21 protein-coding genes are annotated in these 24,953 nt (G+C 72.2%); 15 read left to right on the top strand and 6 right to left on the bottom strand.

The genetic code is table 11. The features are described from left to right. The first annotated feature begins 60 nt into the window (after positions 1-60). The 5 genes from BKA18_RS25375 (at position 61) to BKA18_RS25395 (ending at position 6,628) form a co-directional block, all read left to right on the top strand. Positions 61-1,815 carry an ABC transporter substrate-binding protein gene (locus tag BKA18_RS25375; protein WP_366045440.1) on the top strand — a complete coding sequence of 585 codons (1,755 nt, stop codon included), beginning with the start codon at positions 61-63 and terminating at the stop codon, positions 1,813-1,815. A 77-nt stretch (positions 1,816-1,892) separates the two neighbouring features. After that, positions 1,893-2,903 (top strand): ABC transporter permease, encoded by a 1,011-nt coding sequence (locus BKA18_RS25380; protein ID WP_366045439.1) that lies wholly within the window; start codon positions 1,893-1,895, stop codon positions 2,901-2,903. Next, positions 2,900-4,000, top strand: a complete 1,101-nt coding sequence (locus tag BKA18_RS25385) for an ABC transporter ATP-binding protein (protein ID WP_366045438.1) — start codon at positions 2,900-2,902, stop codon at positions 3,998-4,000. The genes BKA18_RS25380 and BKA18_RS25385 overlap by 4 nt, the downstream gene beginning before the upstream one ends. A gap of 29 nt (positions 4,001-4,029) precedes the next feature. Next, positions 4,030-5,121 (top strand): ABC transporter ATP-binding protein, encoded by a 1,092-nt coding sequence (locus BKA18_RS25390; protein ID WP_051006960.1) that lies wholly within the window; start codon positions 4,030-4,032, stop codon positions 5,119-5,121. A gap of 97 nt (positions 5,122-5,218) precedes the next feature. Beyond that, positions 5,219-6,628, top strand: coding sequence for a M1 family metallopeptidase (locus BKA18_RS25395; protein ID WP_366045437.1), 1,410 nt, complete (start codon positions 5,219-5,221; stop codon positions 6,626-6,628). A gap of 16 nt (positions 6,629-6,644) precedes the next feature. Here BKA18_RS25395 and BKA18_RS25400 read toward each other — a convergent pair whose 3' ends face one another. Further along, the gene (locus BKA18_RS25400) at positions 6,645-7,280 is read right to left on the bottom strand and encodes a trimeric intracellular cation channel family protein (RefSeq protein WP_173909762.1); all 636 of its coding nucleotides are present in this window, start codon (positions 7,278-7,280) and stop codon (positions 6,645-6,647) included. Between the two features lie 96 nt (positions 7,281-7,376). Here BKA18_RS25400 and BKA18_RS25405 point away from each other — a divergent pair, with 96 nt between their 5' ends. The 5 genes from BKA18_RS25405 (at position 7,377) to BKA18_RS25425 (ending at position 15,668) form a co-directional block, all read left to right on the top strand. Further along, positions 7,377-8,225: a thioesterase family protein gene (locus BKA18_RS25405; RefSeq protein ID WP_366045436.1), complete on the top strand. Its 849-nt coding sequence runs from the start codon at positions 7,377-7,379 to the stop codon at positions 8,223-8,225. A gap of 115 nt (positions 8,226-8,340) precedes the next feature. Further along, on the top strand, positions 8,341-8,811 hold the full coding sequence (locus BKA18_RS25410) for a CU044_2847 family protein (RefSeq protein WP_366045435.1): 471 nt from the start codon (positions 8,341-8,343) through the stop codon (positions 8,809-8,811). After that, entirely contained in the window at positions 8,808-10,982 is a 2,175-nt protein-coding gene (locus BKA18_RS25415) for a VMAP-C domain-containing protein (RefSeq protein ID WP_366045434.1), read from the top strand. The genes BKA18_RS25410 and BKA18_RS25415 overlap by 4 nt, the downstream gene beginning before the upstream one ends. Positions 10,983-11,055: 73 nt before the next feature. Next, positions 11,056-12,066 (top strand): AAA family ATPase, encoded by a 1,011-nt coding sequence (locus BKA18_RS25420; RefSeq protein ID WP_366045433.1) that lies wholly within the window; start codon positions 11,056-11,058, stop codon positions 12,064-12,066. Then, complete coding sequence (locus tag BKA18_RS25425) at positions 12,063-15,668, top strand: SAV_2336 N-terminal domain-related protein (RefSeq protein WP_366045432.1); 3,606 nt, start codon at positions 12,063-12,065, stop codon at positions 15,666-15,668. The genes BKA18_RS25420 and BKA18_RS25425 overlap by 4 nt, the downstream gene beginning before the upstream one ends. Here BKA18_RS25425 and BKA18_RS25430 read toward each other — a convergent pair. Continuing rightward, positions 15,646-16,539 carry an alpha/beta fold hydrolase gene (locus tag BKA18_RS25430; protein WP_366045431.1) on the bottom strand — a complete coding sequence of 298 codons (894 nt, stop codon included), beginning with the start codon at positions 16,537-16,539 and terminating at the stop codon, positions 15,646-15,648. The genes BKA18_RS25425 and BKA18_RS25430 overlap by 23 nt on opposite strands. 183 nt (positions 16,540-16,722) lie before the next feature. Between BKA18_RS25430 and BKA18_RS25435 the strand changes: the two genes are divergently transcribed. Beyond that, positions 16,723-17,892, top strand: coding sequence for a cysteine desulfurase family protein (locus BKA18_RS25435; RefSeq protein WP_366045430.1), 1,170 nt, complete (start codon positions 16,723-16,725; stop codon positions 17,890-17,892). A gap of 79 nt (positions 17,893-17,971) precedes the next feature. On the opposite strand, the gene BKA18_RS25440 is transcribed toward BKA18_RS25435, so the two are convergent. After that, the gene (locus BKA18_RS25440; protein ID WP_366045429.1) at positions 17,972-18,712 is read right to left on the bottom strand and encodes an N-acetylmuramoyl-L-alanine amidase; all 741 of its coding nucleotides are present in this window, start codon (positions 18,710-18,712) and stop codon (positions 17,972-17,974) included. A 54-nt stretch (positions 18,713-18,766) separates the two neighbouring features. Between BKA18_RS25440 and mnmA the strand changes: the two genes are divergently transcribed. Continuing rightward, positions 18,767-19,897, top strand: coding sequence for a tRNA 2-thiouridine(34) synthase MnmA (gene mnmA, locus BKA18_RS25445; protein ID WP_040898282.1), 1,131 nt, complete (start codon positions 18,767-18,769; stop codon positions 19,895-19,897). 25 nt (positions 19,898-19,922) lie between these two features. Here mnmA and BKA18_RS25450 read toward each other — a convergent pair whose 3' ends face one another. The 3 genes from BKA18_RS25450 to BKA18_RS25460 form a co-directional block, all read right to left on the bottom strand. Then, positions 19,923-20,186 carry a hypothetical protein gene (locus BKA18_RS25450; protein WP_366045428.1) on the bottom strand — a complete coding sequence of 88 codons (264 nt, stop codon included), beginning with the start codon at positions 20,184-20,186 and terminating at the stop codon, positions 19,923-19,925. Beyond that, positions 20,183-20,548, bottom strand: a complete 366-nt coding sequence (locus BKA18_RS25455; protein WP_366045427.1) for a hypothetical protein — start codon at positions 20,546-20,548, stop codon at positions 20,183-20,185. Before BKA18_RS25455 ends, BKA18_RS25450 begins: the two co-directional genes overlap by 4 nt. 97 nt (positions 20,549-20,645) lie before the next feature. Continuing rightward, positions 20,646-21,458: a hypothetical protein gene (locus tag BKA18_RS25460; RefSeq protein WP_366045426.1), complete on the bottom strand. Its 813-nt coding sequence runs from the start codon at positions 21,456-21,458 to the stop codon at positions 20,646-20,648. A gap of 298 nt (positions 21,459-21,756) precedes the next feature. On the opposite strand from BKA18_RS25460, the gene BKA18_RS25465 reads away from it, so the two are divergent. From BKA18_RS25465 to gdhA, 3 genes are all read left to right on the top strand, one after another. Further along, positions 21,757-22,089, top strand: a complete 333-nt coding sequence (locus BKA18_RS25465; RefSeq protein ID WP_366045425.1) for a hypothetical protein — start codon at positions 21,757-21,759, stop codon at positions 22,087-22,089. Positions 22,090-22,294: 205 nt separating this feature from the next. After that, positions 22,295-22,987 carry a VC0807 family protein gene (locus tag BKA18_RS25470; protein WP_366045616.1) on the top strand — a complete coding sequence of 231 codons (693 nt, stop codon included), beginning with the start codon at positions 22,295-22,297 and terminating at the stop codon, positions 22,985-22,987. 383 nt (positions 22,988-23,370) lie between these two features. Continuing rightward, positions 23,371-24,747, top strand: coding sequence for an NADP-specific glutamate dehydrogenase (gene gdhA / locus BKA18_RS25475; protein WP_006602958.1), 1,377 nt, complete (start codon positions 23,371-23,373; stop codon positions 24,745-24,747). The last annotated feature ends 206 nt before the right edge of the window (positions 24,748-24,953 follow it).

Here is a 24,953-nt window from a genome sequence, read left to right on the forward strand (position 1 = left end):
ATGTCCCACCTGCGTTTTTGATGTTGACCTTTCTCGACGAACGAAGGGGCACCGACCATCATGCGAAGGTCAGTTCCGGTCGCTGCGGTTGCGGCCATCACCAGTGCGGGCCTTTTGCTGGCCGGCTGTAGCGGGGGCAAGGATTCCGGAAGCGGTTCGGGCGAGGCGAACGCCGCCACCAAGGGCGTCGTCAACGCTTCGGACGCGAAGGGGGGCACGGTCACCTACGCGATCAGTGACGCCCCCGAGTCGTTCGACCCGGGCAACACCTACTACGCCTTCGTCTACAACTTCAGCCGGCTCTACGCGCGCCCGCTGACCACCTTCAAACCGGGTCCCGGCAGCAAGGGCAACGAGCTGGTCCCGGACCTCGCCGAGTCGATGGGCAAGGCCAGCGACGGCGGCAAGACCTGGACGTACAAGCTCCGCAAGGGCGTCAAGTACGAGGACGGTACCGAGGTCACCTCGCAGGACGTCAAGTACGCCGTCGAGCGCAGCAACTTCGCGCGCGACACCCTCTCGCTGGGCCCGAACTACTTCCAGCAGTTCCTCCAGGACAACGACGGCGGCGGCTACAAGGGCCCCTACAAGGACAAGGGCAAGGCCGGGCTGAAGTCCATCGAGACCCCGGACGCGCAGACGGTCGTCTTCCACCTCAAGAAGCCGTTCGCCGAGTTCGACTACCTGGTCAGCGCCCCGCAGACCGCCCCGGTCCCGCAGGCCAAGGACAAGGGCGCGGACTACACCAAGGCGGTGCTGTCCACCGGTTCGTACAAGTTCCAGAGCTACCAGGAGGGCAAGCAGCTCACCCTGGTCCGCAACCCGCAGTGGTCGGCGAAGACCGACCCGCTGCGCAAGCAGCTGCCGGACAAGATCGTCCTGAATCTGAAGGTCGCCCAGTCGACCATCGACAAGGACCTCCAGTCGGGCAACACCCTGGTGGACCTGGCCGGCCGCGGTGTCGACGGGCAGACGCAGGCCCAGCTGCTGACCGACCCCAAGGAGAAGGCCCAGACCGACAACGCGCTCGGCCAGCGCCTCGTCTACACGGCGATCAACACCAAGGTGAAGCCGTTCGACAAGCTGGAGTGCCGCAAGGCCGTCGAGTACGCGATCGACAAGAAGGCCGTCCAGACCTCGCTCGGCGGCCCGATCCGCGGTGCCGTGGCCTCCACGGTCCTGCCGACCGACATCGAGGGCTACCAGAAGTACGACCTGTACCCGCAGAAGTACAGCGGCGACAACCTGGACGTGACCGAGGCCAAGAAGCACTGGGACGCGTGCGGCGCGGGCAAGGCCACGACCACGATCCTGGCCCGCAACGACCGTCAGGACGAGGTCGACGCGGCCACCTCGGTCATCGAGTCGCTCAAGAAGATCGGCGTCACCGCCAAGATCCAGTCCTACCCGTCCAGCAAGTACTTCTCGGACTACGCCGGTGTGCCGGCGTTCGACAAGAAGAACAACGTCGGCCTGATGATGATGCAGTGGGGCGCGGACTTCCCCACCGGCTACGGCTACCTCCAGCAGATCCTGCACGGCAAGGCGATCGGCCAGTCCGGCAACTCCAACCTGTCGCAGCTGGACGACCCGGAGATCAACAAGCTGCTCGACAGCGCCATCGCCAACACCGACAAGGCGGCCCGCGAGAAGGCGTACGCCGCGATCGACAAGAAGGCGATGGAGCAGGCCGCGATCGTCCCGCTGACCTACTTCAAGGTCCTGATGTACCGCTCGCCCAAGGCCACCAACCTGGTGTCCACCTCGGCCTTCAGCGGTGAGTACGACTACCTCAACATCGGCGTCAAGAAGTAGCAGCCCTGGAAGGCAGGTGAAGGCAGGGTGTCCGCGGGCCGGTTGCGGCCGGCCCGCGGCGCCGGCGCCGCGTCCCCGTGTTCTCGTACCTCATCCGCAGGCTGATCAGCGCAGTGGTCCTGCTGCTGATCGTCAGCGCGGTCACGTTCGGCATCTTCTTCCTGCTGCCGAAGCTGGCCGGGCAGACCACCGACCAGCTTGCCCAGCAATACATCGGAAAGGCCCCCACGCCCGCGGACATCGCGGCGGTCAAGAAGAACCTGGGCCTGGACAAGCCCGTCTTCGAGCAATACTGGGACTTCCTCAAGGGCATTTTCGTCGGCGTCGACTACAAATTCGGACCGGAAGCGGCCAAGTGCCATGTGCCGTGCTTCGGATATTCCTTCAAGACCCATATCGAGGTCTGGCCGGAGATCCAGTCCCGGCTTCCGGTGACCCTCTCGCTGGCCGCCGGCGCGGCCGTGCTGTGGGTGGTCTCCGGCGTCGCGACCGGTGTGCTCTCCGCGCTGCGCCCCGGCTCGTTCTTCGACCGGATGGCCATGACCGTGGCGCTGGCGGGCGTCTCCCTCCCGATGTTCTTCACCGGCGCCCTGGCGCTGGCCCTGTTCACCTACCAGTGGCCGATCTTCGAGCGCAGCGACTACGTACCGCTGATGCAGGATCCGTTCCTGTGGGCCCGGACCCTGGTCCTGCCCTGGGTCACCCTGGCCTTCCTCTACTCCGCGCTCTACGCCCGGCTCACCAGAGCGGGCATGCTGGAGACGCTCAGCGAGGACTACATCCGCACCGCCCGCGCCAAGGGCCTGCGGGAGCGCAAGGTGGTCCTCCGGCACGGTCTGCGGGCCGCGCTCACCCCGATCATCACGGTCTTCGGCATGGACCTGGGCCTGCTGCTCGGCGGTGCGCTCATCACCGAACAGGTCTTCTCGCTCAAGGGAGTCGGCGCCTTCGCCGTCGAGGCGATCAACGCCAACGACCTGCCCAACATTCTCGGCGTCACCCTGCTCGCCGCGTTCTTCATCGTCATATGCAACCTGGTGGTGGACGTTCTGTACGCCGCCGTCGACCCGCGGGTGAGGCTCTCGTGACCGACTCCACCGATGACCGGAAGGGGACCGCGGCGGCCGCCCCCGAGAAGGCACCGCAGCCGGCCGCCTTCCTCGACGTGCGCGATCTGAAGGTGCACTTCCCCACCGACGACGGCGTGGTGAAGTCCGTCGACGGGCTGACCTTCAGCCTGGAGAAGGGCAAGACGCTCGGGATCGTCGGCGAGTCCGGGTCCGGCAAGTCCGTGACCTCGCTGGCCGTGATGGGCCTGCACCGCGCCGTGCGCCAGCAGCGCAGCAAGGTGACCATGTCCGGCGAGATCTGGCTGGACGGCAAGGAGCTGGTCTCCGCCGATCCGGACGAGGTGCGCCGGCTGCGCGGCCGCGAGATGGCGATGATCTTCCAGGATCCGCTGTCCGCGCTGCACCCCTTCTACTCGGTCGGCACCCAGATCGTGGAGGCCTACCGCGTCCACCACGCCGTGGACAAGAAGACCGCGCGCAGGCGGGCGATCGAGATGCTCGACCGGGTCGGCATCCCGCAGCCCGACAAGCGGGTCGACGACCATCCGCACCAGTTCTCCGGCGGGATGCGCCAGCGCGCCATGATCGCGATGGCGCTGGTCAACAACCCCGAGCTGTTGATCGCGGACGAGCCGACCACCGCCCTGGACGTCACCGTGCAGGCGCAGATCCTGGACCTGATCCGCGATCTGCAGAAGGAGTTCGGCTCGGCGGTCATCATCATCACCCACGACCTCGGGGTGGTCGCCGAGCTCGCCGACGATCTGCTGGTGATGTACGGCGGCCGGTGCGTCGAGCGCGGCCCGGCCGAGAAGGTCTTCTCCGCGCCCCAGCACCCCTACACCTGGGGCCTGCTCGGCTCCATGCCGCGCATCGACCGGGACCAGACGGACCGGCTGATCCCGGTCAAGGGCTCCCCGCCCAGCCTGATCAACGTCCCGTCCGGCTGTGCCTTCAACCCCCGCTGCCCGTACGCGGACGTCCCCGAGGACAACCTGACCCGTACGGTCCGTCCCGAACTGCGCGAGGCCGGCGGCGGGCACTTCTCCGCCTGCCACCTGCCGCAGGAGGAGCGGGAGCGTATCTGGACCGAAGAGATTGCGCCGAAGCTGTGACCGAGACGACGGACGACCAGGACAAGAAGATCCCGCTCCAGAAGGGGACCGAGGCCGCGAAGGGCCCCGCCGGCCCCGAGCCGCTGCTGCGGGTCCGCGGTCTGGTGCGGCACTTCCCGATCACCAAGGGCCTGCTCAAGCGGCAGACCGGGGCGGTGCAGGCGGTCGACGGCATCGACTTCGACGTACGGCCCGGGGAGACGCTCGGCGTCGTCGGGGAGTCCGGGTGCGGCAAGTCGACCATGGGCCGGCTGATCACCCGGCTCGACGAACCGACCGGCGGCTCCATCGAGTTCCAGGGCCGGGACATCACCCACCTCTCGCCGGGCAGGCTGCGGCCGATGCGCCGCGACGTCCAGATGATCTTCCAGGATCCGTACGGCTCGCTGAACCCGCGGCACACCATCGGCGGCATCGTCTCCACCCCCTTCCGCCTCCAGGGCGTCGAGCCCGAGGGCGGGGTGAAGAAGGAGGTGCAGCGGCTGCTGGAGCTGGTGGGCCTGAGCCCGGAGCACTACAACCGCTATCCGCACGAGTTCTCCGGCGGTCAGCGCCAGCGCATCGGCATCGCCCGCGCCCTGGCGCTCAAGCCCAAGCTGGTGGTCGCCGACGAGCCGGTCTCCGCGCTGGACGTCTCCATCCAGGCGCAGGTCGTCAACCTCATGGACGACCTCCAGGAGGAGCTGGGCCTGACGTACGTGATCATCGCCCACGACCTCTCGGTCATCCGGCACGTCTCGGACCGGATCGCGGTGATGTACCTCGGCAAGATCGTGGAGTTGAGCGACCGCAAGGCGCTCTACGAGACGCCGATGCACCCGTACACCAAGGCGCTGCTGTCCGCGGTGCCGGTGCCCGACCCCAAGCGGCGCACCGAGCGCGACCGGATCCTGCTCAAGGGCGATGTGCCCTCGCCGATCAACCCGCCCTCCGGCTGCCGGTTCCGTACCCGCTGCTGGAAGGCCACCGAGGTGTGCACCACCACCGAGCCGCCGCTGGTCGCGCTGCGGACCGGCCATCAGGTGGCCTGCCACCACCCGGAGAACGCCGGCGACCCGGCACCGGCCGCCGCTCCGGCGGCCGAGGGCCCCGCCGGCAGTAAGGCCTCAACCGGCGAATAACGCCTGGACTTGGCAAAGTCCTGGGCAAGACGCAGCGGGAGAGTGCAGAGTCAGCACGGTTGTTCGATCTTCATCCGTGTGTCCGAAGGGATGGCTCATGGCACTCTCCCGTTCTGCGCGTCGCACCTCCCGGTGGCTCGCCCTGGCCACCGCGGTGGCCGCGACGGCCTCGATCGCCGCGGCGCCCGGTGCGTCCGCCGGTGCCGCCGGAGTCGGCGACCCCTACTTTCCCAAGTTGGGCAACGGCGGCTTCGACGCCCTGCATTACGACCTCGGCGTCAGCTACCACCCCGACAGCGGCCGCCTCGACGGCCGCACCACGCTCACCGCCCGGGCCACCCAGAACCTCTCCGCCTTCGACCTCGACCTGCAGCAGCTGACGGTCGACTCGATACGGGTGAACGGCCGCAAGGCCCACTTCGCCAGATCCGGCGACGAGATCACCATCCGCCCGGACTTCGCGCTGCACCGCGGCCGGAAGTTCACCGTCACCCTCGCCTACCACGGCGTCCCCAAGCCGCTGGGCGGGCCGATCATCTTCGGCTCCGACTACGGCTGGATGAAGACCAAGGACGGTGTCTTCGTCGCCTGTGAGCCCAACGCCGCCTCGACGTGGTTCCCCTCCAGCGACCACCCCAGCGACAAGGCGACCTACGACATCCGTATCGACGCCCCCAAGGGCCTGACCGGCGTCTCCAACGGCCGGCTCATCAACTCGGGGGAGGCCCACGGCCGGTCCTACGCCCACTGGCGCGAGAACCGCCCGATGGCGACGTACCTGGCCACCGCCACCATCGGCAAGTTCGACATCCGTACGGGCACCACCCCCGGCGGCACCCCCATCTACGTCGCCACCGACCCCACCCTGCCCACCGGCAAGGTCGACGTCTACGGCATCACCGCCGAGGCCACCGACTACTGGTCGAAGATCTTCGGGCCGTACCCCTTCGAGGAGACCGGCGCGATCGTCGACGACATGCCGGAGGCCGGCTTCTCGCTGGAGGTGCAGTCCAAGCCGGTCTACTCGGCCGTGCGCAACGAGACCACCATCGTCCACGAGCTGGCCCACCAGTGGTTCGGCGACTCGGTCTCCGTCAAGCAGTGGAAGAACATCTGGCTCAACGAGGGCTTCGCCAGCTACGCGCAGTGGCTGTGGTCCGAGCACCGCGGGACCCTCAGCGCCCACGACGCCTTCCGCAAGACCTACCACGACATCCCCGCCGACAGCGACTTCTGGAAGCAGAAGATCGCCGACCCGAAGCGGGACACCATGTTCGCCAGCTCCGTTTACCAGCGGGGTGCGATGACGCTGCAGGTGCTGCGCGAGCGGATCGGTGACAAGGCGTTCTTCAAGCTGCTGCCGGCCTGGACCGCACAGCACCGCTACGGCAACGCCGACACCGGCCAGTTCATCGCGCTCGCCGAGAAGATCTCCGGCAAGCAGCTGGACGACCTGTTCCACACCTGGCTCGACACGGACAGCAAGCCGCCGCTGCCGGGCAAGTAAGGCCCCGGGCCCCGGGTCAGCCGCCGTCCGGCCGGCCGCCCCGGGGGCGCAGCTGCTGCGGCCGCGGCAGGTGCAGTCCGAGGTAGACCGCGCCCATCCGCAGGGCGAACACCACCCCCGCCGAGATCGCCGCGGCGGGGGTGGCGCCCGTTCCGAGGTGGTGCAGCAGCAGGTAGCAGCAGGCGCCGGCCAGCGCGGCGATCGCATAGACGTCCTCGCGCAGCAGCAGCGGCGGGAACTCGCCGCACAGCACATCGCGGATCACCTCGCCGGTGACGCCGGTCAGCACGGCCAGGATGATCACGGCGAGCGGGGTGGCGCCCGCCTCGATCGCCGCCCGCGCACCGATCACCGTCACGACGGACAGCCCGACCGCGTCGACCACGAGCAGCGATTTGTGCGGCAGCTGCCAGAACCGCAGATACGCCATGGTGCCGACGCCGACGCAGATGATCACGGTCAGCAGCACCCAGTCGTGCGTCCAGTACAACGGCCGCCGGTCGAGGATGAGATCACGCAGCGTGCCGCCGGAGATGGAGGCGGCGAAGGCGAGCACCAGCCCGCCGAAGGGGTCCATGTTGGCGCGGTAGGCGGCCAGCACCCCGCTTGCCGCGAACGCCGCGACCCCGGCCAGGTAGAGGACGTGAAGCATGGCGCTCATCATCGCAGGCCCCGGAAGGACTGCTTCCGCCGAGGCCGCAAAAACTGACACTACCGGTCAGTAACCATCCGGTGTAGCGTGCAACCCATGGCTCTGGTGACCCTTGGCAACAGCGAGTTCGACCGCGATACGGCGGTCAGCCGCCGCGCGGTGGGCGTCTATGACGCCCACCTCTCCGCCGGCTGGACGATCATCCAGGCGGTCAACGGCGGCTACCTCCTCGCCCTCATGGGCCGTGCCCTGGGCGAGGCCCTCCCGCACCCCGACCCGCTGTCGGTCACCGCGCACTACCTGACGGCCTCGGTCCCGGGCCCCGCCGTCATCCGCACCGAGGTGGTCCGCACCGGCCGCACCATGTCGACCGGCACCGCCCGCCTCCTCCAGACCGACGAGGAGGGCAACGAGATCGAGCGGCTGCGGGTGCTCGCCTCGTACGGCGACCTCGACGCCCTGCCCGACGACGTCCGCACCACCGCCAAGCCGCCGGCCATCCCGCCGTACGAGCACTGCCTCGGCGCCGACGACGCCCCCGGCGAGGGCACCGCCATCCCCGGCAGCACCGCCATCACCGAGCGGCTCGACCTCCGCCTGGACCCGGCGACCGCCGGCTGGGCGGTCGGCGCCCCCTCCGGCAAGGGCGAGATGCGCGCCTGGTTCGGCCTGGCCGACGGCCGCGACCCCGACCCGCTCTCCCTGCTGCTGACCGTCGACGCACTGCCGCCCACCGCCTTCGAGATGGGCCTGCTGGGCTGGGTGCCCACCGTCGAACTGACCGCCCACATCCGCCACCGCCCCGCCCCCGGCCCGCTGCGGGTCGCCATCACCACCCGCAATCTGGCCGGCGGCTTCCTGGAGGAGGACGCGGAGGTCTGGGACTCCCAGGACCGACTGGTCGCCCAGTCACGGCAGTTGGCGCGGGCGGTGTTGCAGGGGTAGGGCCCGAGGCCCTGTCCGGGGGGCAGCCCTCGTACGCAGCTCGCCCCGGGGGCGATGGCGGAAGTGTGACGCAAAGAGCAGGCGGTGCCGACCGGCTCATGCCAGACTGATCGGCATGGGGGATGTGGCTCTCAGAATCGACGACGCGACCGTGGTGTGGCTGCGGGACGGGCAACCGGCCGCCGGGCAGCACTCCGGCACGTACGAGCGGTCCACCGGACAGCAGGCGACGGACGGGGACCGGCCCCGACATCCCGGCGACGACTCCGAGTTGGAGCTTCCCGACGGCTTCGGTGCCGCCCTGCCGGTCAGCGTGGACGGCCGGATGAGCCGGGCGCTGACCCGTGGCGGCGAGGCCCTCGAAGAGGCCCTGCGCCCGCTCGGCGGCGTACTCGGCCAGATCCACCGCTCGATCTCCGCCGGCAGTCACCGCCCCGACGAGGTCACCGTCGAGTTCGGGGTCACGCTCGGCTCCGATCTGAGCCTCGGGGTGTTCTCCGGCAGCGGCGAGGCCAGCTTCAAGGTCTCCGCCACCTGGAACCTCGGCAGCGGCACGGACGGATCAGGAGGGACGACGACGCCGTGAGCGCAGGCGCAGGTCCGGACACCCCGCTTCAGCAGTCCTTCGCCTCCTTACGGTCCGGCGACCGGGCCGTCGGCGCGGGCGTACTGGTCGCCGAGCGGCTCGTGCTGACCTGCGCCCATGTCGTCAACAGCGCACTGGGCAGGGACCGTTTCGCCCAGGACACCCCCGGAGCGGGCGACCCGGTCACCCTCCGGCTGCCCCATGTCGCGGCTGGCCGCGATCTGACCGGGCGGGTCGTGCGGGAGATGTGGGTGCCGCCGCGGGCCACGGCCGCCACGAACGCCCCGGTCCGGCCCGGACAGGTGCCCTACCACGGCGATCTGGCCGTCCTGGAACTGGCCGAGGCCCCGCCCGCCGGCGCCGAGCCGGCCCCGTTCCTCCAGCACAGCTACGCCAACGAGACCATCGCCTTATGGGCCAGCGGCAATCCGCTGCCCACGGTGCGCGCCGTGCCCCGGGTCTCGGCCCCGCCCTGGATCGCCCTGGACGTGCTCGGCGGCGCCGAGGTCACCGAGGGCTTCAGCGGCGGGCCGCTGTGGGACCGCGCCCGGCAGGCCGTCGTCGGATTGGTCGCGGCCGTCCACCGCGCACCAAAACCGGCCGCGCCCGGCGCCCTGCCGACGACGATGTACGCCATCAGCGTCCCGGCCATCGAGGCCGAACTCCCGGCGCTGCCGCCCTCGGCGGTGCCCACCGCCCGGCGCGGGGTGCAGCAGCTGCTCACCGCCCTGGAGCGGGTACTCCAGGGCCGCGAGGCGGTGCTGGCCTGCGAGGAACGGCTCGCCGCGCGGTTGGGCAGACCCTCGGCGGGCCCGGCGGCCGACCTCGAACGGCTGGTCGGCCTGGCCGTGGGCGTCCGCCGCGGCATCCCCGAACTCCTCGACCTCGTACGGGACTACGAGCCGCCGTCTGCCGCCGGCTACGAGCCGCACCCCTGGCCCGGCCACCACGGCGCCCGCGAGGACTGGGAACGGCTGCGCCGCGCCGCCCGTACGGTCCGCCCCGGCGAGTACCTGACCACCCGTCAGCGCCGCGACCTGTCGGGCCTGCTGGCCCACTGCACCCGCACCGACCCCCGCACCCTCCTCGAACGCGTCCTGCCGCACGCACCGGAGCTGCCCGCCGTCGCCGGCCTGGCCGACGCGATGGACGCCCTGGAGGGCTTCAGCTCCCTCACCGGCGCGCCCGTGCCGCCGCTGCTGCAAGGGGTGGTGCGGGTCAGCGTCGAGGAGAGCGCGGCCGGTACGTACCCCTCCGAGGACCTGGACGCCTGGGTCGAGCGCGTCGGTGCCCGCTCGGGCGTCGACGAGGCGGCGGTCAGCCAGTTCCGCGCCGATGTGGTCGCGGCCGCCGCCCCGGCCCGTACCCCGGCACCGGGCCTGCCGGGCACCGGCGCCCCGCCCGCCGCCCCGCGCGTCCAGGTGGAGCTGCTGCCGACCGCCAGCGGACGCCGCTTCACCTACCAGATCTGGACCCTCGCCGACCGCCGGACGCACCGTCTCGCGCTGGTCCGCGATGCCGAGGCGGGCAGCGAGCAGGTGGTGGACGACATCCGCCGGGTGCTGCGCACCGAGGTCCGGGAAGACCCGGAGACCGCCCTGGTGGAGTACTTCCTCCCGGCCGCCTGGCTCGGTCTCGACGTCGACTCGTGGGAGTCGCCCGACGGCGACGAGGACGGGCCGTTCGTCCCGGGGATCACCCGCCGGGTGGTGGTGCGGACCACGGAGCGCTCCCGGGAGAGCTACGCCGGATGGAAACAGCGCACCGCGGCCCTGCCGCACGCCAAACGCCTGGTCCTCGACGAGCGGCACACCGACCGGATGGTTGCCCGCGCCCAGCTGGAGGTGCACCGCGACGCCGGGACGGTGATCGTGTGCTGCCCACCCCACCACCACGGCACGCTGCTGCGGCAGTGCGTCCAGGCGGGCGTCCACACCGTGCTGTGGCACCGCGCCGAACACGGTGCACAGCTCGCCCAGGACCTGCTGGCCCTGGTGGACGGCGCCGAGCACACCGAGGTCCCCGAGGTGGTGCGCCTGGAGCGGGCCAAGGCGATGGCCGAGCCGGAGAGCACCACCCACCACGGCCGCCGGCTGTCCCTGCTGTACGACGCACCCGACCACCGTCCCCCGCAACTCGCCCCGGACGCCTGGGTGCTGACCCAGCCCTGAATGCCCGAGTGTGCACCGTGGACACGGCGGCCCACCCGGCGAGCCACACAGCAAAGAACGAGGAGAACGTGCGGTGACCGGACAGAGCGCAGCAGGCGCACCCCACGACCCGGAGGCGGAGGCCTGGTGGGTGTTCCGCGGCCCGTCGGAGCTGCCCGCCCCACCGCCCTGGCGGCGCTTCCCGGCCGGAGCCGGGACGGCGGCCGCCCGTGCGCCGTACCTCCTGGAGCGCAACGAGATCTCCGTGGTCAATGCGGCGCTGCATCTGCACCGTCCGCTGCTGGTCACCGGCCGCCCCGGCGCCGGCAAGAGCTCGCTGGCCCATGCCGTCGCCGAGGAGCTCGGGCTCGGGGACGTCCTGCGCTGGTCGGTCAACAGCCGCTCCACGCTCCAGGACGCCCTCTACCGCTACGACGCCGTGGGCCGCCTGCGGGAGGCCTCGCTGCGCCGCGAGCGCGAGGCGTCCCACGGCTCGGTGCGCCGGCCCAGGGCTCCGCGCGCCACGGCCGCCGGCGACATCGGCCAGTATCTGCGCCTCGGCCCGCTCGGCAGCGCCCTGGCCGCCGGCCGGCCCCGGGTCCTGCTCGTCGACGAACTCGACAAGGCCGATATCGACCTGCCCAACGACCTGCTGGTCGTCCTGGAGGAGGGCGAGTTCGAGATCCCGGAGCTGGCCCGGCTCCCCGAGCACCAGCAGGTGGTGCCGGTCCTGCTGAGCGGAAGCCGGGAGCGGGTCGCGATCCATCGCGGGGTGGTGCGCTGCACCCACTTCCCGGTGGTCGTCATGACCAGCAACGGCGAACGGGACTTCCCGCCCGCCTTCCTGCGCCGGTGCGTGCGGCTGGATCTGCCGGAGCCGACCGGGGACCGGCTGCGGAAGATCATCGAACACAATCTGGGCGCGTCGGCGGTCGCCGCGGCGGAGGACCTGATCGAGGTCTTCCACCAGCGCGCGCAAACCCAGACACTCGCCACCGATCAGCTGCTGGCCGCCGTCCACCTGCGCATCAGCGGCGCCGACCTCACCAAGGACGAACTTCTCGGCGCCGTACTGCATCGCCTCGACGAGCCCATGGCGCCATGATCGACCGACTGCGACAGGCGATGTCGGCCGCCGGCTACGACCTCGGGGCCACCGAACTCCTCGACGTGCTGTGGCTGGCACGGGTGATGGAGGGGCGTACGGCGGCCGGGGGGCCGGGGGATTCGGGCGAGCCGGGGGAGCGCGTGGGCGGGACGGGGGACGGGGCGGCATCCGGGGGCGCGGACGCATTCGGGGACGGGGACGGGGCGGAGGACCGGGCCGGAGCGGGGGAGGGCCGGCGGCGTACGGAGGCCGGGGGAGCGGAGGGCGCAACGGCCGCTGCGGACCCGGCACCTGAGGGGCGGTCGGCGGACGCCGCGCCCGCGACGCCTGTCGACCCCGCCGACCCGGCCGACTCCTCGGCTTCCTCCTGTGAACCCCAACCCACCGAATCCACCCGGCCGTTGACGCCTCCCGGCCCGCCCCGGCGCGCGCTGTACGCCTGGGGGAGCGCGGGCGGTGAACCCGGCGCGGACCGGGCCCGCCCCGCGCGGGTCCCCGGCGGGCGTGCGCTGCCCGATGCCCAGCAGCTGGGCCGGGCGCTGCGCCCGCTGCGCAGATCCCGGGACCACCCGCACCGCACCGTCACCGACGTCGAGGCCACCGTCCGGCTCGCCGCCGAGACCGGCTTCCTCGATGTCGTCTCCCGCCCGGAGCAGGAACCGCGCTGGTCGGCCGTGCTGTTGGTGGACTGCTCGGCCGCCATGCAGGTATGGGGGCCGCTCGCCGCCGAACTGCGCGCGCTGCTCGCCCGGAGCACGGTCTTCCGCTCCGTCCGGATCCAGCGGATCGACCCCCGGAACCCCGCCGGCCCGGTGCACCACCGGCGGTCGGCGGGCGCCTCGGTGACCTTTCTGCTCACCGACGGCACCAGCCCGGGATGGCGCAGCCCGCAGACCGTCCGCGCCCTGACCGCGTGGGGCAACTGCGGCCCGCTGGCCGTCCTGAACCCGCTGCCCCGGCGGCTGTGGCGCGGCACCGCCCTGGACGCCCGGCCCCGGCTGCTGGCCGCGCCCGCCGAGTTCGGTGGCCTCGGCCGGCTTCTCGTCTGCGATCCGCTCAGCGGTGAGCGCGACCCGGAGGCGGAGGGGGTGCTCGCGCTGCCCGTGCTGCATCCGACCGCGTCCGCGCTGGAGCAGTGGGCCGGGCTGCTCACCCGCCCCGGAGGGCCGCATCTGATCGACACGGTGCTGCTGGACGAGCTGCCCGGGCACCGGGGACCGGACCGGCCCGAGGGCAGCGCCGAGGAGCTGCTGGCGCACTTCCGCGGCGCGTTCTCCCCCGAGGCCTACCGGCTCGCGGTCCGCCTCTCCGCCGTCCGCCCCCTGACCACACCGCTGATGCAGCTGGTGCGCGCGGCCACGATGGGCGACGCCGGGCCCACCCATGTCGCGGAGATCCTGCTCGGCGGCCTCCTGGAGCGCACCGACCGGGCCCGGGACACCTCCGCCGCCCACACCCTGGACCGCGCCCTGGGCGCACCGCCACCGGGCCTGGCCACCGAGCCCGTCTACGACTTCCGCCCCGGCGTACGGGAGTTGCTGTTCAGCGGGCTGGGTGCGGAAGCGGCCGTGGAGGTCGTCGAGGCGGTCGGCCGGTCGCTGGAGCCGTACATGGGGCGGCTGCCCGACTTCCCCGTCCTGATGGGCGACGAGGACGGGGAGCTGCGGCTGCAGGCCTCGGCGCGGGCCTTCGCCGTCCTGGCCAGCCCGGTGCTGGAGCGGTTGGGGGGCGCGGTGCCCGGCCCGCCGGGCGGGGTGGTGCCGTCGCAGCGCCGCCCCGAGCCGGCGCCCCCGTCGCTCGACGAGCAGCTCTCGGTGCCCGCGCGCCGGGCCGTCCGGCTGCTCGCGCTGGCGGACCTCGCGGACACCTCGCCCGCCGGCCTCCCCTTCGGCGCCGCGGCCGCGCTGCTGGACGAGGACGCACCGCGGACCCGTGAGGCGCTGGACGAACTGGCGGCGGCCGGCGCCCTGCGAAAAACGGCCGCCGACCGCCACCGCTTGGCCGACGAGGTGAGGGGCCCGGCCCGCTGTGCCGCCGGCCGCGAGCTGCCCGCGGCACAGCGGGATGCGGCGCTGTCGCGGCTGCTGGCCTGGTATCTGGCCGTGGGCCGGCAGATGTACGCACTGCGGTACCCCGGTGAGCGGATGCTCCAGGACCTGGCCCGGGTCTCGTCCCCCGGCCCCCTGCCCACGACGAAGGACCGCACCAAGGCACTGGCCGACTGGGTCGAGGAGCTGCCGCAGCTGCTCGCCCTCGTCCGCCGTGCCGTGGTCCGCTCCCCGGGGACCGCCCGAACCGCCGCCGACCTCCTGCTGCTCGCCGGGACGACGGCGGATTGCGGGGCGCTCTCCGCCGCCTTCGAGCCGGCCGCCCGGACCGTGGCGGCGCGGGCGGCGGGGGCGGGAGACGCCCGGGCCGAGGGCCGCGCCCGGCTGGCACTGGCCGAGGCGTACCTCGCGCTGGGCAAGGCCGACGAGGCCGAGGCCGCGGCGCGACGGGCACAGGAGCTGGCCGGCCGCTGCGGCGACGCGCTGACCCGCTTCCGGGCACCGTATGCGCGCGGGATCATCGCCCTGCACCAGGGGCAGCACGACACCGCGGAGCGGTATCTCACCCCGGCATGGGAGCAGTGCGGGCGCCGCGGCGATGCGCTCGGCGAGGCCCTCGTGCTCGGCGCGCTGGCCCGGCTCTGGGCGGCGACCGGCAACGGCTACGAGGCGGTGCTGTTCGCCGAGCGGAGCATCGGCGCCCACCGCAGCGCCGGCGGGGGCTCCCCGCGGCTCGCGCACGGCCACTACGCCCTCGCCGTGGCGCTGGCGTCGGCCGGCCGGCCCGCCGGCGCACTCCGTGAACTCTCCCGCGCCCTGCCCCTGTTCGAGGAGGACCGGCAGCGCCTGTGGGCGGGGCGCACCCGCTGCCGGATGGCCGAGGCGATGGTCGCCCTGGTCCGGCCCGGCGAGGCGGCGACGGCTGCGGCGGACGCGGCGGAGCGGCTGCTGGTGCCGGGCGGGGAGCGATGGCGGGCCGACGCACTGACGGCGGCGGGACATGCCCAGACCGCCCTGGGACATAAGCAAGGCGCCCAGGCGCACTGGCGCGAGGCGCTCGCCGTCCTGGAGGACTTCGGCGCCCCGCAGGCCGTCGAACTGCGCGCGCTGCTCCGGGAGAAGCCGGACCCGTCGGCGGCCGGTCCGCACCGGCCGGGGCTCTCGCGCGCCGCGGAGACCGCCCGCACCGGCACGGCGCTGCGCGATCTGACGGCGGCCGTCCGCACCCTCGGCGATCAGCTGCGGCTGCGGGGCGCGGACGAGGCAACAGGCCCGCGATCCGCCGGCCCGACCACCCCGACGGACACTCCAGATTCTCCAGATACCCCGGACACCCCGGACACCCCGGACGCCTTGGACGCCCTGGCGGCCGAACTCGCCGGCCACGTCCGTGACCTGGAGCGGACGGGCCGGGCGCCGCGTGCCGGTCTGCCGCGCCTGCGTGCCGCCCTGGAGACACTCACCGCCTCCGACGCGCTCACGGCGGCGGAGGCCGGGGCGACCGAGGCGGTGGCCGCCGTCCGCACCCTCAGCCGCCGCCTGACCCGTTAGGCGCGCCGCGCCCCGGCCCGCCGTCCTCCCGCAGGAAATCCCCCAGCGCCGCGGTCAGTTCCGCCGGGGCATCCTCCTGGACCAGGTGGCCCGCGCCCTCGATCAGCCGCAGCCGGGAGCCCGGGATGCGGGCTGCCAGTTCGCGGCCCTTGGCGGGCGGAATCCAGGTGTCCCGGTCGCCCCAGCAGATCAGCGTCGGCAGCGCGATCTCGCCGTACCGACCCTGGATCTCGTCGGTGAACCGCTGGTCGTTCTGCCCGATCTGGCGGTAGAACGCCGGCTGCCCCTCGTCCGTGCACCAGGGCGCGACCAGCCGGTCGAGGACGGCCGGGGGCAGCCCGTTGTGACTCGCGGAGGACACGTACTCCCGCACCAGCGCCCGGTGGAGCGCCGGCGGCAGCTGCCCGAACACCTCGCGGTGCGCCCCCAGCAGCCGGTAGGCGGGCGAGCCCCAGGGCGCCAGCGCCACCGGGTCGACGAGCGCCAGCCGCCCGTAGCGCGCACCGTGCAGGAGATGCGCCCGCAAGGCCACACAGCCGCCGAAGTCGTGCGCCACTACGGCCGGTCCGGTGCCGTCCCCGTCCAGTTCCCAGTGCGCCAGCAGCTCCGTGAAGACCCGCGCCTGGGCGGCGAGCGACACATCCTGCCCGGCCCGCTGTTGCGAGGCGCCGTACCCCGGCATGTCCCAGACGAACACCCGGTGTCGCGCGGCCAGGGCCCGGGCGACACCGCGCCAGACGTACGACGAGAACGGCGTCCCGTGCAGCAGGACCACCGCGGGCCCCTCCGCCCGCCCGGCCCCGAGCACGGCCCACCGCACCTCGTCGCCCGACGCGGTGCGGAACGTACGGTCCAGAAGCCAGGCAGTCATGACCGTCAGGCTAGTGACTCCTTACAGGGGTGTCGAGGGGCCCGAGGGGTGTGGGTGGCCCGGCGGCGGGCCACGCACGGCGGCCCGGACGAACGGACCATGACTCCGCCGGGCACGGAGCATCCACGCGCTGCGGATGCGCCCCCGGAGCACGTCGCGCCAGCTCGTAGAATCGTGCGCACCATGGTTTACCTCGACCACGCCGCCACCACCCCGATGCTCCCGGAGGCGGTGCAGGCGATGACCGCCCAGCTGACCGTCACCGGCAATGCGTCCTCGCTGCACGCCGACGGCCGGCGGGCCCGGCGCACCGTCGAGGAGGCGCGCGAGTCCCTCGCCGCCTCCCTCGGCGCCCGCCCGAGCGAGATCGTCTTCACCGCGGGCGGCACCGAGGCCGACAACCTCGCGGTCAAGGGCCTGTACTGGGCACGCCGGGCCGCCGACACGTCCCGTACCCGGGTCCTCGCCAGCCCCGTCGAGCACCATGCCGTCCTCGACGCCGTGGAGTGGCTCGCCGAGCACGAAGGCGCCCGGGTCGAATGGCTGCCGGTCGACACCTACGGACGGGTGCATGCCGGCGCGCTGCGCGAGGCCATCGCCCGCAACCCCGCCGATGTCGCGCTCGCCACCGTCATGTGGGCCAACAACGAGATCGGCACCGTCCAGCCGGTCCGGGAACTCGCCGAGGTGGCCGCGGAGTTCGAGATTCCGCTGCATGCGGACGCGGTGCAGGCGGTCGGCCAGCTGGAGGTCGACTTCGCCGCCTCCGGGCTCGCCGCGATGACCGTCTCCGGCCACAAGATCGGCGGCCCGTACGGCATCGGCGCCCTGCTGCTGGGCCGTGAGTACGCGCCGGTGCCGGTGCTGCACGGCGGCGGCCAGGAGCGGCAGGTACGCTCCGGCACCCTCGACACCCCCGCCATCGCCGCCTTCGCGGCCGCCGCCCAGTGCGCCGTCACCCGCCGCGCGGACTTCGCCCGCGACATCGGCGCCCTGCGCGACGACCTGGTCAAGGCGGTCCGCGCCGCCGCCCCGGACGCCGTCCTCGGCGGCGACCCGGACCCGGCCGGCCGGCTTCCCGCCAACGCCCACTTCTCCTTCCCCGGCTGCGAGGGCGACTCCCTGCTCCTCCTCCTGGACGCCCAGGGCATCGCCTGCTCGACGGGCTCCGCCTGCACCGCCGGCGTCGCCCAGCCCAGCCATGTCCTGCTGGCCACCGGCATGTCGCCGGAGCTCGCCCGCGGCACCCTGCGGTTCTCCCTGGGCCACACCTCCACGGCTGAGGACGTGGCGGCCCTGGCACAGGCCATCGGCCCGGTGGTGGAACGAGCCAGGAGCGCGGGCCTGAGCTGAGCCGTCTGCACAGCCCCGTCGTCCGCCCGCACGTCCGTGGGCCGGGCGGGATGCCGGGAGGTGCGGACACGGCGGGCCATCAGGCCTTCCGCACGGGCGCCCGCTCCGTCCCCCGTGCCGCCCGGTGCAGCTCGGCCCGGACCAGCCGCAGATAGCGGTCCCAGTCCCAGTGCCGCCCCGGATCGGTGTGATCCGTCCCCGGCACCTCCACATGCCCCACGATGTGCTCCCGGTCGGCCGGAAAGCCGTAGCGCCGGCAGATCCCCGCCGTCAGCCGCGCCGACGACGCGTACATGGCAGCGGTGAACGACTCCGGCCGGTCCACGAACCCCTCGTGCTCGATCCCGACGCTCCGCTCGTTGTAGCCGCGGTTCCCGGAGTGGAACGCCACATCCAGTTCGCGGATCATCTGGGCGATGTGCCCGTCCTTGCGGACGACGTAATGGGCCCCCGCCTCATGATCCGGATCCTGGAAGACCTCCAGCGCCGTCGCATAGCTGCCCTGGACGACGTGGATCACGACCCGGTCGATCCCGTAGTCCGCCGGCCGGTCCGCCCGCCGGTAGTTCTCCGGGGACGCCGCGACCCACTGCGCGCCCCGGAAGTCGACCGCGCCCGCCGTCCGCGGCTTGTCGTTCCCCGGCAATCGCCACCACCAGTGCGCCAGCTCGTCCCGCGCCGCGAACGCCGCGGCCCCGGCGGCCACCACGGAGCCGCCCCCGATCCACAGCGCCCGCCGCCGCGTCACCCCGGGCGCGGCCCCCTCGCCGCCGCCCCCGTCACCGTGCTGCCCACCGTGCTCCCCGCCACTTTTCCCCATGCGCTGATCAACGCTTTCCGCACTGTCGCCGGTTCCGTCTACCCTGGACGGGCTATGACTGATGACGCCCCCCGCCGCCTCCGCGTACTCGCCGCCATGTCCGGCGGCGTCGACTCCGCCGTCGCCGCGGCCCGCGCCGCCGAGGCCGGCCATGATGTGACCGGCGTGCATCTCGCGCTCTCCGAGAATCCGAAGTCCTTCCGCACCGGCGCCCGCGGCTGCTGCACAATCGAGGACTCACACGACGCCCGCCGCGCCGCCGACGTCATCGGCATCCCCTTCTACGTCTGGGACCTCGCCGAACGCTTCCGCGAGGACGTCGTCGACGACTTCCTCGCCGAGTACGAGGCCGGGCGCACCCCCAACCCCTGCCTGCGCTGCAACGAGAAGATCAAGTTCGCCGCCCTCCTGGACAAGGCCCTGGCCCTCGGCTTCGACGCGGTGTGCACCGGCCACTACGCCACCGTCGTCCTCCGCGAGGACGGCAGCCGCGAGCTGCACCGCGCCTCCGACATGGCCAAGGATCAGTCCTACGTCCTCGGCGTCCTCGACGACCGCCAGCTGGCGCACGCCATGTTCCCGCTCGGCGACACCCTCACCACCAAGGCCGAGATCCGCGAAGAGGCCGCCCGCCGCGGCCTGTTCGTCGCCAAGAAGCCGGACAGTCACGACATCTGCTTCATCGCCGACGGCGACACCCAGGGCTTCCTCGCCAAGCGGCTCGGCACGGCCCAGGGCGACATCGTCGACGAGTCCGGCAACCGCCTCGGCACGCACGAGGGCGCGTACGGCTTCACCATCGGCCAGCGCAAGGGCCTGCGCATCGGCCACCCGGCCCCCGACGGCAAGCCGCGCTACGTCCTCGACATCTCCCCGGTCGACAACACCGTCACGGTCGGCCCCGTCGAAGCCCTCGACGTCACGGCCCTGACCGCCATCCGCCCCCGCTGGTGCGGCCGCCCCCCGACGGCCGGCCCTGCCACGTACACCGCCCAGCTGCGCGCCCACGGCGGCGAAACCGAGGTCACGGCCGAGCTGGTCGACGACACGGAGCTGCGGGTTTCGTTCACGGAGCCGGTACGGGGCGTGGCGCCCGGCCAGGCGATCGTGCTGTACGACGGCACGCGGGTGGTCGGCTCGGCGACGATCGCCACTACGGAGCGGCGGGTGCGGGCGGGGGCTTAGGTCCGGCTGGACCTGCCCAGGCGGTTCACAGGCAGGAGACGCTGACCACCACGATGCGTTCCCCGCGTACGTCCGTCAGATAGCTCAGCATGAGATATCGGCCCCCGGGAGTCCTTCCGTGCTCGACCCGAAGCCCCGGCGACGGTCCTTGGTAGGCAGCGCCTTCTAAGTAGATCATCGAGTTGACGACGGCGAGCTCGGCACAGATCCGTTCGGTCTCTGCTCTGACCGATCGCGGCAGGCTGTCACCGTAGTCGTCGGGCTCGTACTCCCACGTCCACGTGCTCACCCGGCCTCCAGTGCCTCGACCTCACACTGTGCGGTGCGCACGATGCTCCCGATCAGTCGAACGGCGGCCTGTCTTTCGTCTCCGGCCTCGCTGGACTCCAGCACTTGTTCCGCCGCGTGGAATCGGGCTGCTCTGGCCGGATCACGCTCGATGGCGACGAAGATGGCCCAGCGACGGTAGAACATGCGGATCGGTGCCGTGCTGCCGTCCTGGCCCGCCCGGTCGAATGCCTGCTGCATCTCCTCGACCAGCTCCGGCAGCTTGGCGGGAGCCAGTGCGGCGACCGCCGAACGCAGGGCCGGGAGGGTCAGATCAGGCATCGGCATGAGGGGACCGTCGCTGTGCACTGGTTGGCTGCTCATGCGGAACTCGTCTCCTCGCTCTGCCGGGCGTCCCAGCCTACTCGCGCGCCTTCCGCAGCTGCCGGGAATCCTGACGGCACCCGTGGCGCGGTTCGTGTCATGCGGCACACCGCACCTCCGGCGAGTCAGAGCGACAGTCCTGGCAGTGTCCGGGACGACCGGCGCGAAAAGCGCGGTCGCAGCCGTCGCAATTCTGGAGGGGGATGACGGGTGGGCGATCGGGCTCCTGGGGCGGGCTTGTGCAGGCCGGTGGGCGCAGGGCGATCAGGCGGTGAGCCAGGAGGCGGGCCGGGCGGCGGTTGATGCGTGCGGGGAGGCTGGTGGTCAGGGCTGTGGTGATCTCTTGCGGGGGCACGCCACGGTCGAGCCAGTCCGTGACGGTCGGGGCGAGCGTCGTGATCTCCCGCTCGGAAAGCAGCAGACGGCGGTCGTGGTGGGGGAGGCGGGTGAGGAGGTCGACAGCTTCGGGGACGGGTTCCGGAGTCGACTGCGAGGGCACGGCGGGCTCCGGCTCGCCGGTGTGTTCGGGTTCCGGGACGGAGGTACCGGCGGGTCCCGCTGCCGCTCCCGGCAGGTCGTACGCGAATGTGCGGGTGACGATCCGGCCGTGCGGCCCGCGTTCGACGCGGCGCTCCAGCCAGCCCTCGGCCTCCAGCTCGCGTAACGCAGCGGCGATGGCGGTCTTGCCCTCGGCGAAGTGCGTGCAGAGCGCGTCGATGGTGATCGGTGCGCCATCGGGGAGGGACAGGATGTATGCCGCGACGCCGACCGTGACCGCGCTACCGGCCCGCTGCGCAAGGCGGTTGGCGAGGACGGTGAAGTGGGAGGTCTGGCGCGTACGGATGTGGATGACGCCGCTGGATACGCGCGAGGGCGCGGGTGAGGGCGCGTTAGAATGCGCTGAAGTCATCGGGAAGGTTGCTTCTTCCTTGTGATCAGGCCCTCGGATTGGGATTGCCGTCCCGCCGGGGGCCGTTCTGTGTGCGGTTGGGGTGCTGCCATCGCAGTGGAACTGCGGCGAGCGTAACCGCATTCCGGACGCGCTCGCTCCCAAGTCACCTGATGGGGTGAGCAGTTGGGCGGCGGTGGGTGGGTGGGGCTCTCTGCCCGGGTTCTTTGGTTGGCCGGCCGGGTCACCGGCGGGCGGTGGGGCGGAACCTGGTGCCGCCCCACCGATGTCCGGTCGGACGGCTTCCGGAAGTACTGCCTTGCTGACCCTCGACCACGAACCGCCACGATCCGGCCTTTCCGAGCCCCGCGAATCCGTCGGCCCCGCCGAACTCTCCCCGCCGCAGATGCGGTTGCTGCCGTGGACCTCGCCGGACGACAAGCCCTGTTTCCTCATCACGGACGGTGCGGGCGGACCCGTGACCGATCTCGCCGACGGCATCGAGGAGGTGCAGCTCGGCATCGGCGGGGAACTACTGCGTCACGCGCGAGCGATGCACGGCGATCCGAGGGTGCCGGACCGCGAGTTCCGCTATCTGTCGCGACGGCTTGCCGAGGCGCTGGGCGATGCGCTGCGCGTCGCCCGGAACTGACCTCGGTACTGACCTCGGACCTGACAAATGTCATGGGGAAGCCGGGACAGTCGAAACTGTTGCGGCGTGCGGCCGTGCCCGAAGCTGAGGAGGTAGAGGAAAGACGCAGTGCAGAGAACACATCGGGGGAGCCGCCGTGAGCCGGAGCAAGAGCCAGAGTCGGAGTAAGGGTGCTGTCGGTGACGGCAAGGGTCCCAGTCCGGTGGTGCAGAGTCTGATGCCGCTGGTCGTGGACGCGGGCATTCCGCTGGCCATGTATTACGTGCTCAGCGATGGCTTCGGGCTGAGCGAGGTGGCCGCGCTGGCCTGGAGCAGTGTGGTGCCGGCGCTGCGTACGGTCTGGAGCCTGGTGCGGCGCTCCGGCGTCAACGGTCTCGCGCTGCTGATGCTCGTGGTCAACGCGGTGGGCCTGGCCACCAGCGCGATGACCGGCGATCCGCGGCTGATGCTCGCCAAGGACAGCGTGACCAGCAGCGCCATCGGGATATCGATGATCGTCTCCGTGTTCCTGGGGAAGCCGCTGATGACCGCCGGGCTCAAGCCGTTCGTGACGAAGGGCGGCGAGGCCGGCGAGGCCGCCTGGGACCGGCTGATGGCCGCGTCCGCACCGTTCCGCCGGGCCGAGCGGAGGTTCTCACTGATCTGGGGGACCGTGCTGCTGTCCGAGTGTGTGGTGAAGGCGATCGGCGCGTACACGATTCCGGTGCACACCATGGTCTGGCTGGGGACCGTGCTGACGCTGGTGGCCATCCTGCTCGCGATGGTCCTCGGGGGCGGAAGCTGCGCGGACCCGATGGAGAAGATGGTCAAGGCCGAGGTGGAGCGGGCGGCGGACACCGCGCCCGGTGACGCGGGAACGGCCGCCTCCGCCGCCCCGGCGGTCGGCGCCGCGGGCTGAGCGGCCCAGGGGCCCAGTGATCGCCCTCGTCAACGGGTGCGGGGTCGGCCGAGTGGGGGGCGGTCAACTGTGAGGTGCCGCACAGCGCGCGGGGGCGGTGTCCGGTGCCCGTCGACCGAGGTCAAGGCGTTGACCTGCGGGCATGCGGCGGGGCAGGGGCGCGGCGGGGGAGTGGGGCGAGGGTGTACGTGATCGACGTGTCGCGCATCCCACAGACGATCGGTGCGAGGGTGCCGAATAGTGTCGGCGGTGCGACAGGACGTCGGCGCTGCCGGACGAGGAGTGGTGACGACCCGCGTGCACCAGGAGTTTCGTGCGCGTGAGGGGTCGTCAGGTCCGGACCGCAGACGGCCTCACCGCGGCCACGAAGGGAACGGAAGTCAATGTCGACTGTTCAATCTGAGGTCAAGCCCGGCGTTCATCGGGCCGGGCCGGCGGCCCTGTACGCCGAGCTGGTCCGGCGCAACCCTGGGGAGCCCGAGTTCCACCAGGCGGCTCTTGAGGTGCTGGAGACGCTGGCCCCCGTACTGGCGGCCCGTCCGGAGCTCGCCGAGGCGAAGGTCCTGGAGCGGATCTGCGAGCCGGAGCGGCAGATCATGTTCCGCGTGCCCTGGGCGGACGATTCCGGGACGATTCATGTCAACCGGGGCTTCCGGGTGGAATTCAACAGCGCGCTCGGCCCGTACAAGGGCGGCCTGCGCTTCCACTCGTCGGTGAATCTGGGGATCGTGAAGTTCCTCGGCTTCGAACAGATTTTCAAGAACTCCCTTACCGGGCTGAACATCGGCGGCGGCAAGGGCGGCAGCGACTTCGACCCGCACGGGAAGTCCGACGCCGAAGTCATGCGCTTCTGCCAGTCGTTCATGACGGAGCTGTACCGCCATCTCGGCGAGCACACCGACGTACCGGCGGGTGACATCGGCGTCGGCGGCCGTGAGATCGGCTATCTCTTCGGGCAGTACCGGCGGATCACCAACCGCTGGGAGGCCGGTGTGCTCACCGGCAAGGGACTGGCCTGGGGCGGCTCCAAGGCCCGTACCGAGGCCACCGGTTACGGGAACGTGCTCTTCACCGAGGAGATGCTCAAGCAGCGCGGTGAGGAGCTGGACGGGCAGCAGGTGGTGGTCTCCGGGTCCGGAAATGTCGCCATCTACACCATCGAGAAGGCCCAGGCGCTCGGCGCCAACGTGCTGACCTGCTCGGACTCCGGCGGCTATGTCGTCGACGAGAAGGGCATCGATCTGGCGCTGCTGCGGCAGATCAAGGAGGTCGAGCGCGGCCGGATCAGCGAGTACGCCGAGCGGCGCGGGGTGTCGGCCACCTATGTGCCCGGCGGGCGGGTGTGGGACGTGGCGTGCGATGTGGCGCTCCCGTCGGCGACCCAGAACGAGCTGAACGAGGACGCCGCCCGGATCCTGGTCCGTAACGGCGTCAAGGCGGTCTCCGAGGGCGCCAACATGCCGACGACCCCCGAGGCGGTCTCGCTCCTGAAGGCGGCCGGGGTGGCCTTCGGTCCCGGTAAGGCGGCCAACGCGGGCGGTGTGGCGACCAGCGCGCTGGAGATGCGGCAGAACTCCTCGCGGGAGGCGTGGGCCTTCGAGCGTACGGAGGGCGAACTCGCGACGATCATGCGCGGCATCCACCGGCGCTGCTACGAGACCGCGGAGCGCTTCGGGCTGCCCGGTGACTATGTCGCGGGCGCCAACATCGCGGGCTTCGAGCGGGTGGCGGACGCGATGCTGGACCAGGGGTTGATCTGATCTCCCGCTTCTGAACCCGCTCTTCCCCCCCCACCCCCGAACCCACCCCCCGCCCCCTCCCCCGAAGGGGGAGAGGGGGAGGGGGCGGGGGAGAGCTCCGGCGGTCCCGCGAGGTGCCCCAACCGCCCCGCCGGCGAGGCGCCCCGACCGCCCGCGCCGGGCGCCGCGCCCCGACCACCCGCGCCGGGCGCCGCGCCCCGACCACC

It is taken from the genome of Streptomyces auratus, from assembly GCF_050433025.1.
GTDB classification, from domain to species: domain Bacteria; phylum Actinomycetota; class Actinomycetes; order Streptomycetales; family Streptomycetaceae; genus Streptomyces; species Streptomyces sioyaensis.

Coding starts and splice junctions, on each gene's coding strand:
- BKA18_RS25430 (WP_366045431.1), bottom strand. CDS start 16,539: ATGACTGCCTGGCTTCTGGACCGTACGTTCCGCACCGCGTCGGGCGAC.
- BKA18_RS25405 (WP_366045436.1), top strand. CDS start 7,377: ATGGCTCTGGTGACCCTTGGCAACAGCGAGTTCGACCGCGATACGGCG.
- BKA18_RS25375 (WP_366045440.1), top strand. CDS start 61: ATGCGAAGGTCAGTTCCGGTCGCTGCGGTTGCGGCCATCACCAGTGCG.
- BKA18_RS25425 (WP_366045432.1), top strand. CDS start 12,063: ATGATCGACCGACTGCGACAGGCGATGTCGGCCGCCGGCTACGACCTC.
- gdhA (WP_006602958.1), top strand. CDS start 23,371: ATGTCGACTGTTCAATCTGAGGTCAAGCCCGGCGTTCATCGGGCCGGG.
- BKA18_RS25460 (WP_366045426.1), bottom strand. CDS start 21,458: ATGACTTCAGCGCATTCTAACGCGCCCTCACCCGCGCCCTCGCGCGTA.
- BKA18_RS25395 (WP_366045437.1), top strand. CDS start 5,219: ATGGCACTCTCCCGTTCTGCGCGTCGCACCTCCCGGTGGCTCGCCCTG.
- BKA18_RS25440 (WP_366045429.1), bottom strand. CDS start 18,712: ATGGGGAAAAGTGGCGGGGAGCACGGTGGGCAGCACGGTGACGGGGGC.
- BKA18_RS25410 (WP_366045435.1), top strand. CDS start 8,341: ATGGGGGATGTGGCTCTCAGAATCGACGACGCGACCGTGGTGTGGCTG.
- mnmA (WP_040898282.1), top strand. CDS start 18,767: ATGACTGATGACGCCCCCCGCCGCCTCCGCGTACTCGCCGCCATGTCC.
- BKA18_RS25400 (WP_173909762.1), bottom strand. CDS start 7,280: ATGCTTCACGTCCTCTACCTGGCCGGGGTCGCGGCGTTCGCGGCAAGC.
- BKA18_RS25435 (WP_366045430.1), top strand. CDS start 16,723: ATGGTTTACCTCGACCACGCCGCCACCACCCCGATGCTCCCGGAGGCG.
- BKA18_RS25455 (WP_366045427.1), bottom strand. CDS start 20,548: ATGAGCAGCCAACCAGTGCACAGCGACGGTCCCCTCATGCCGATGCCT.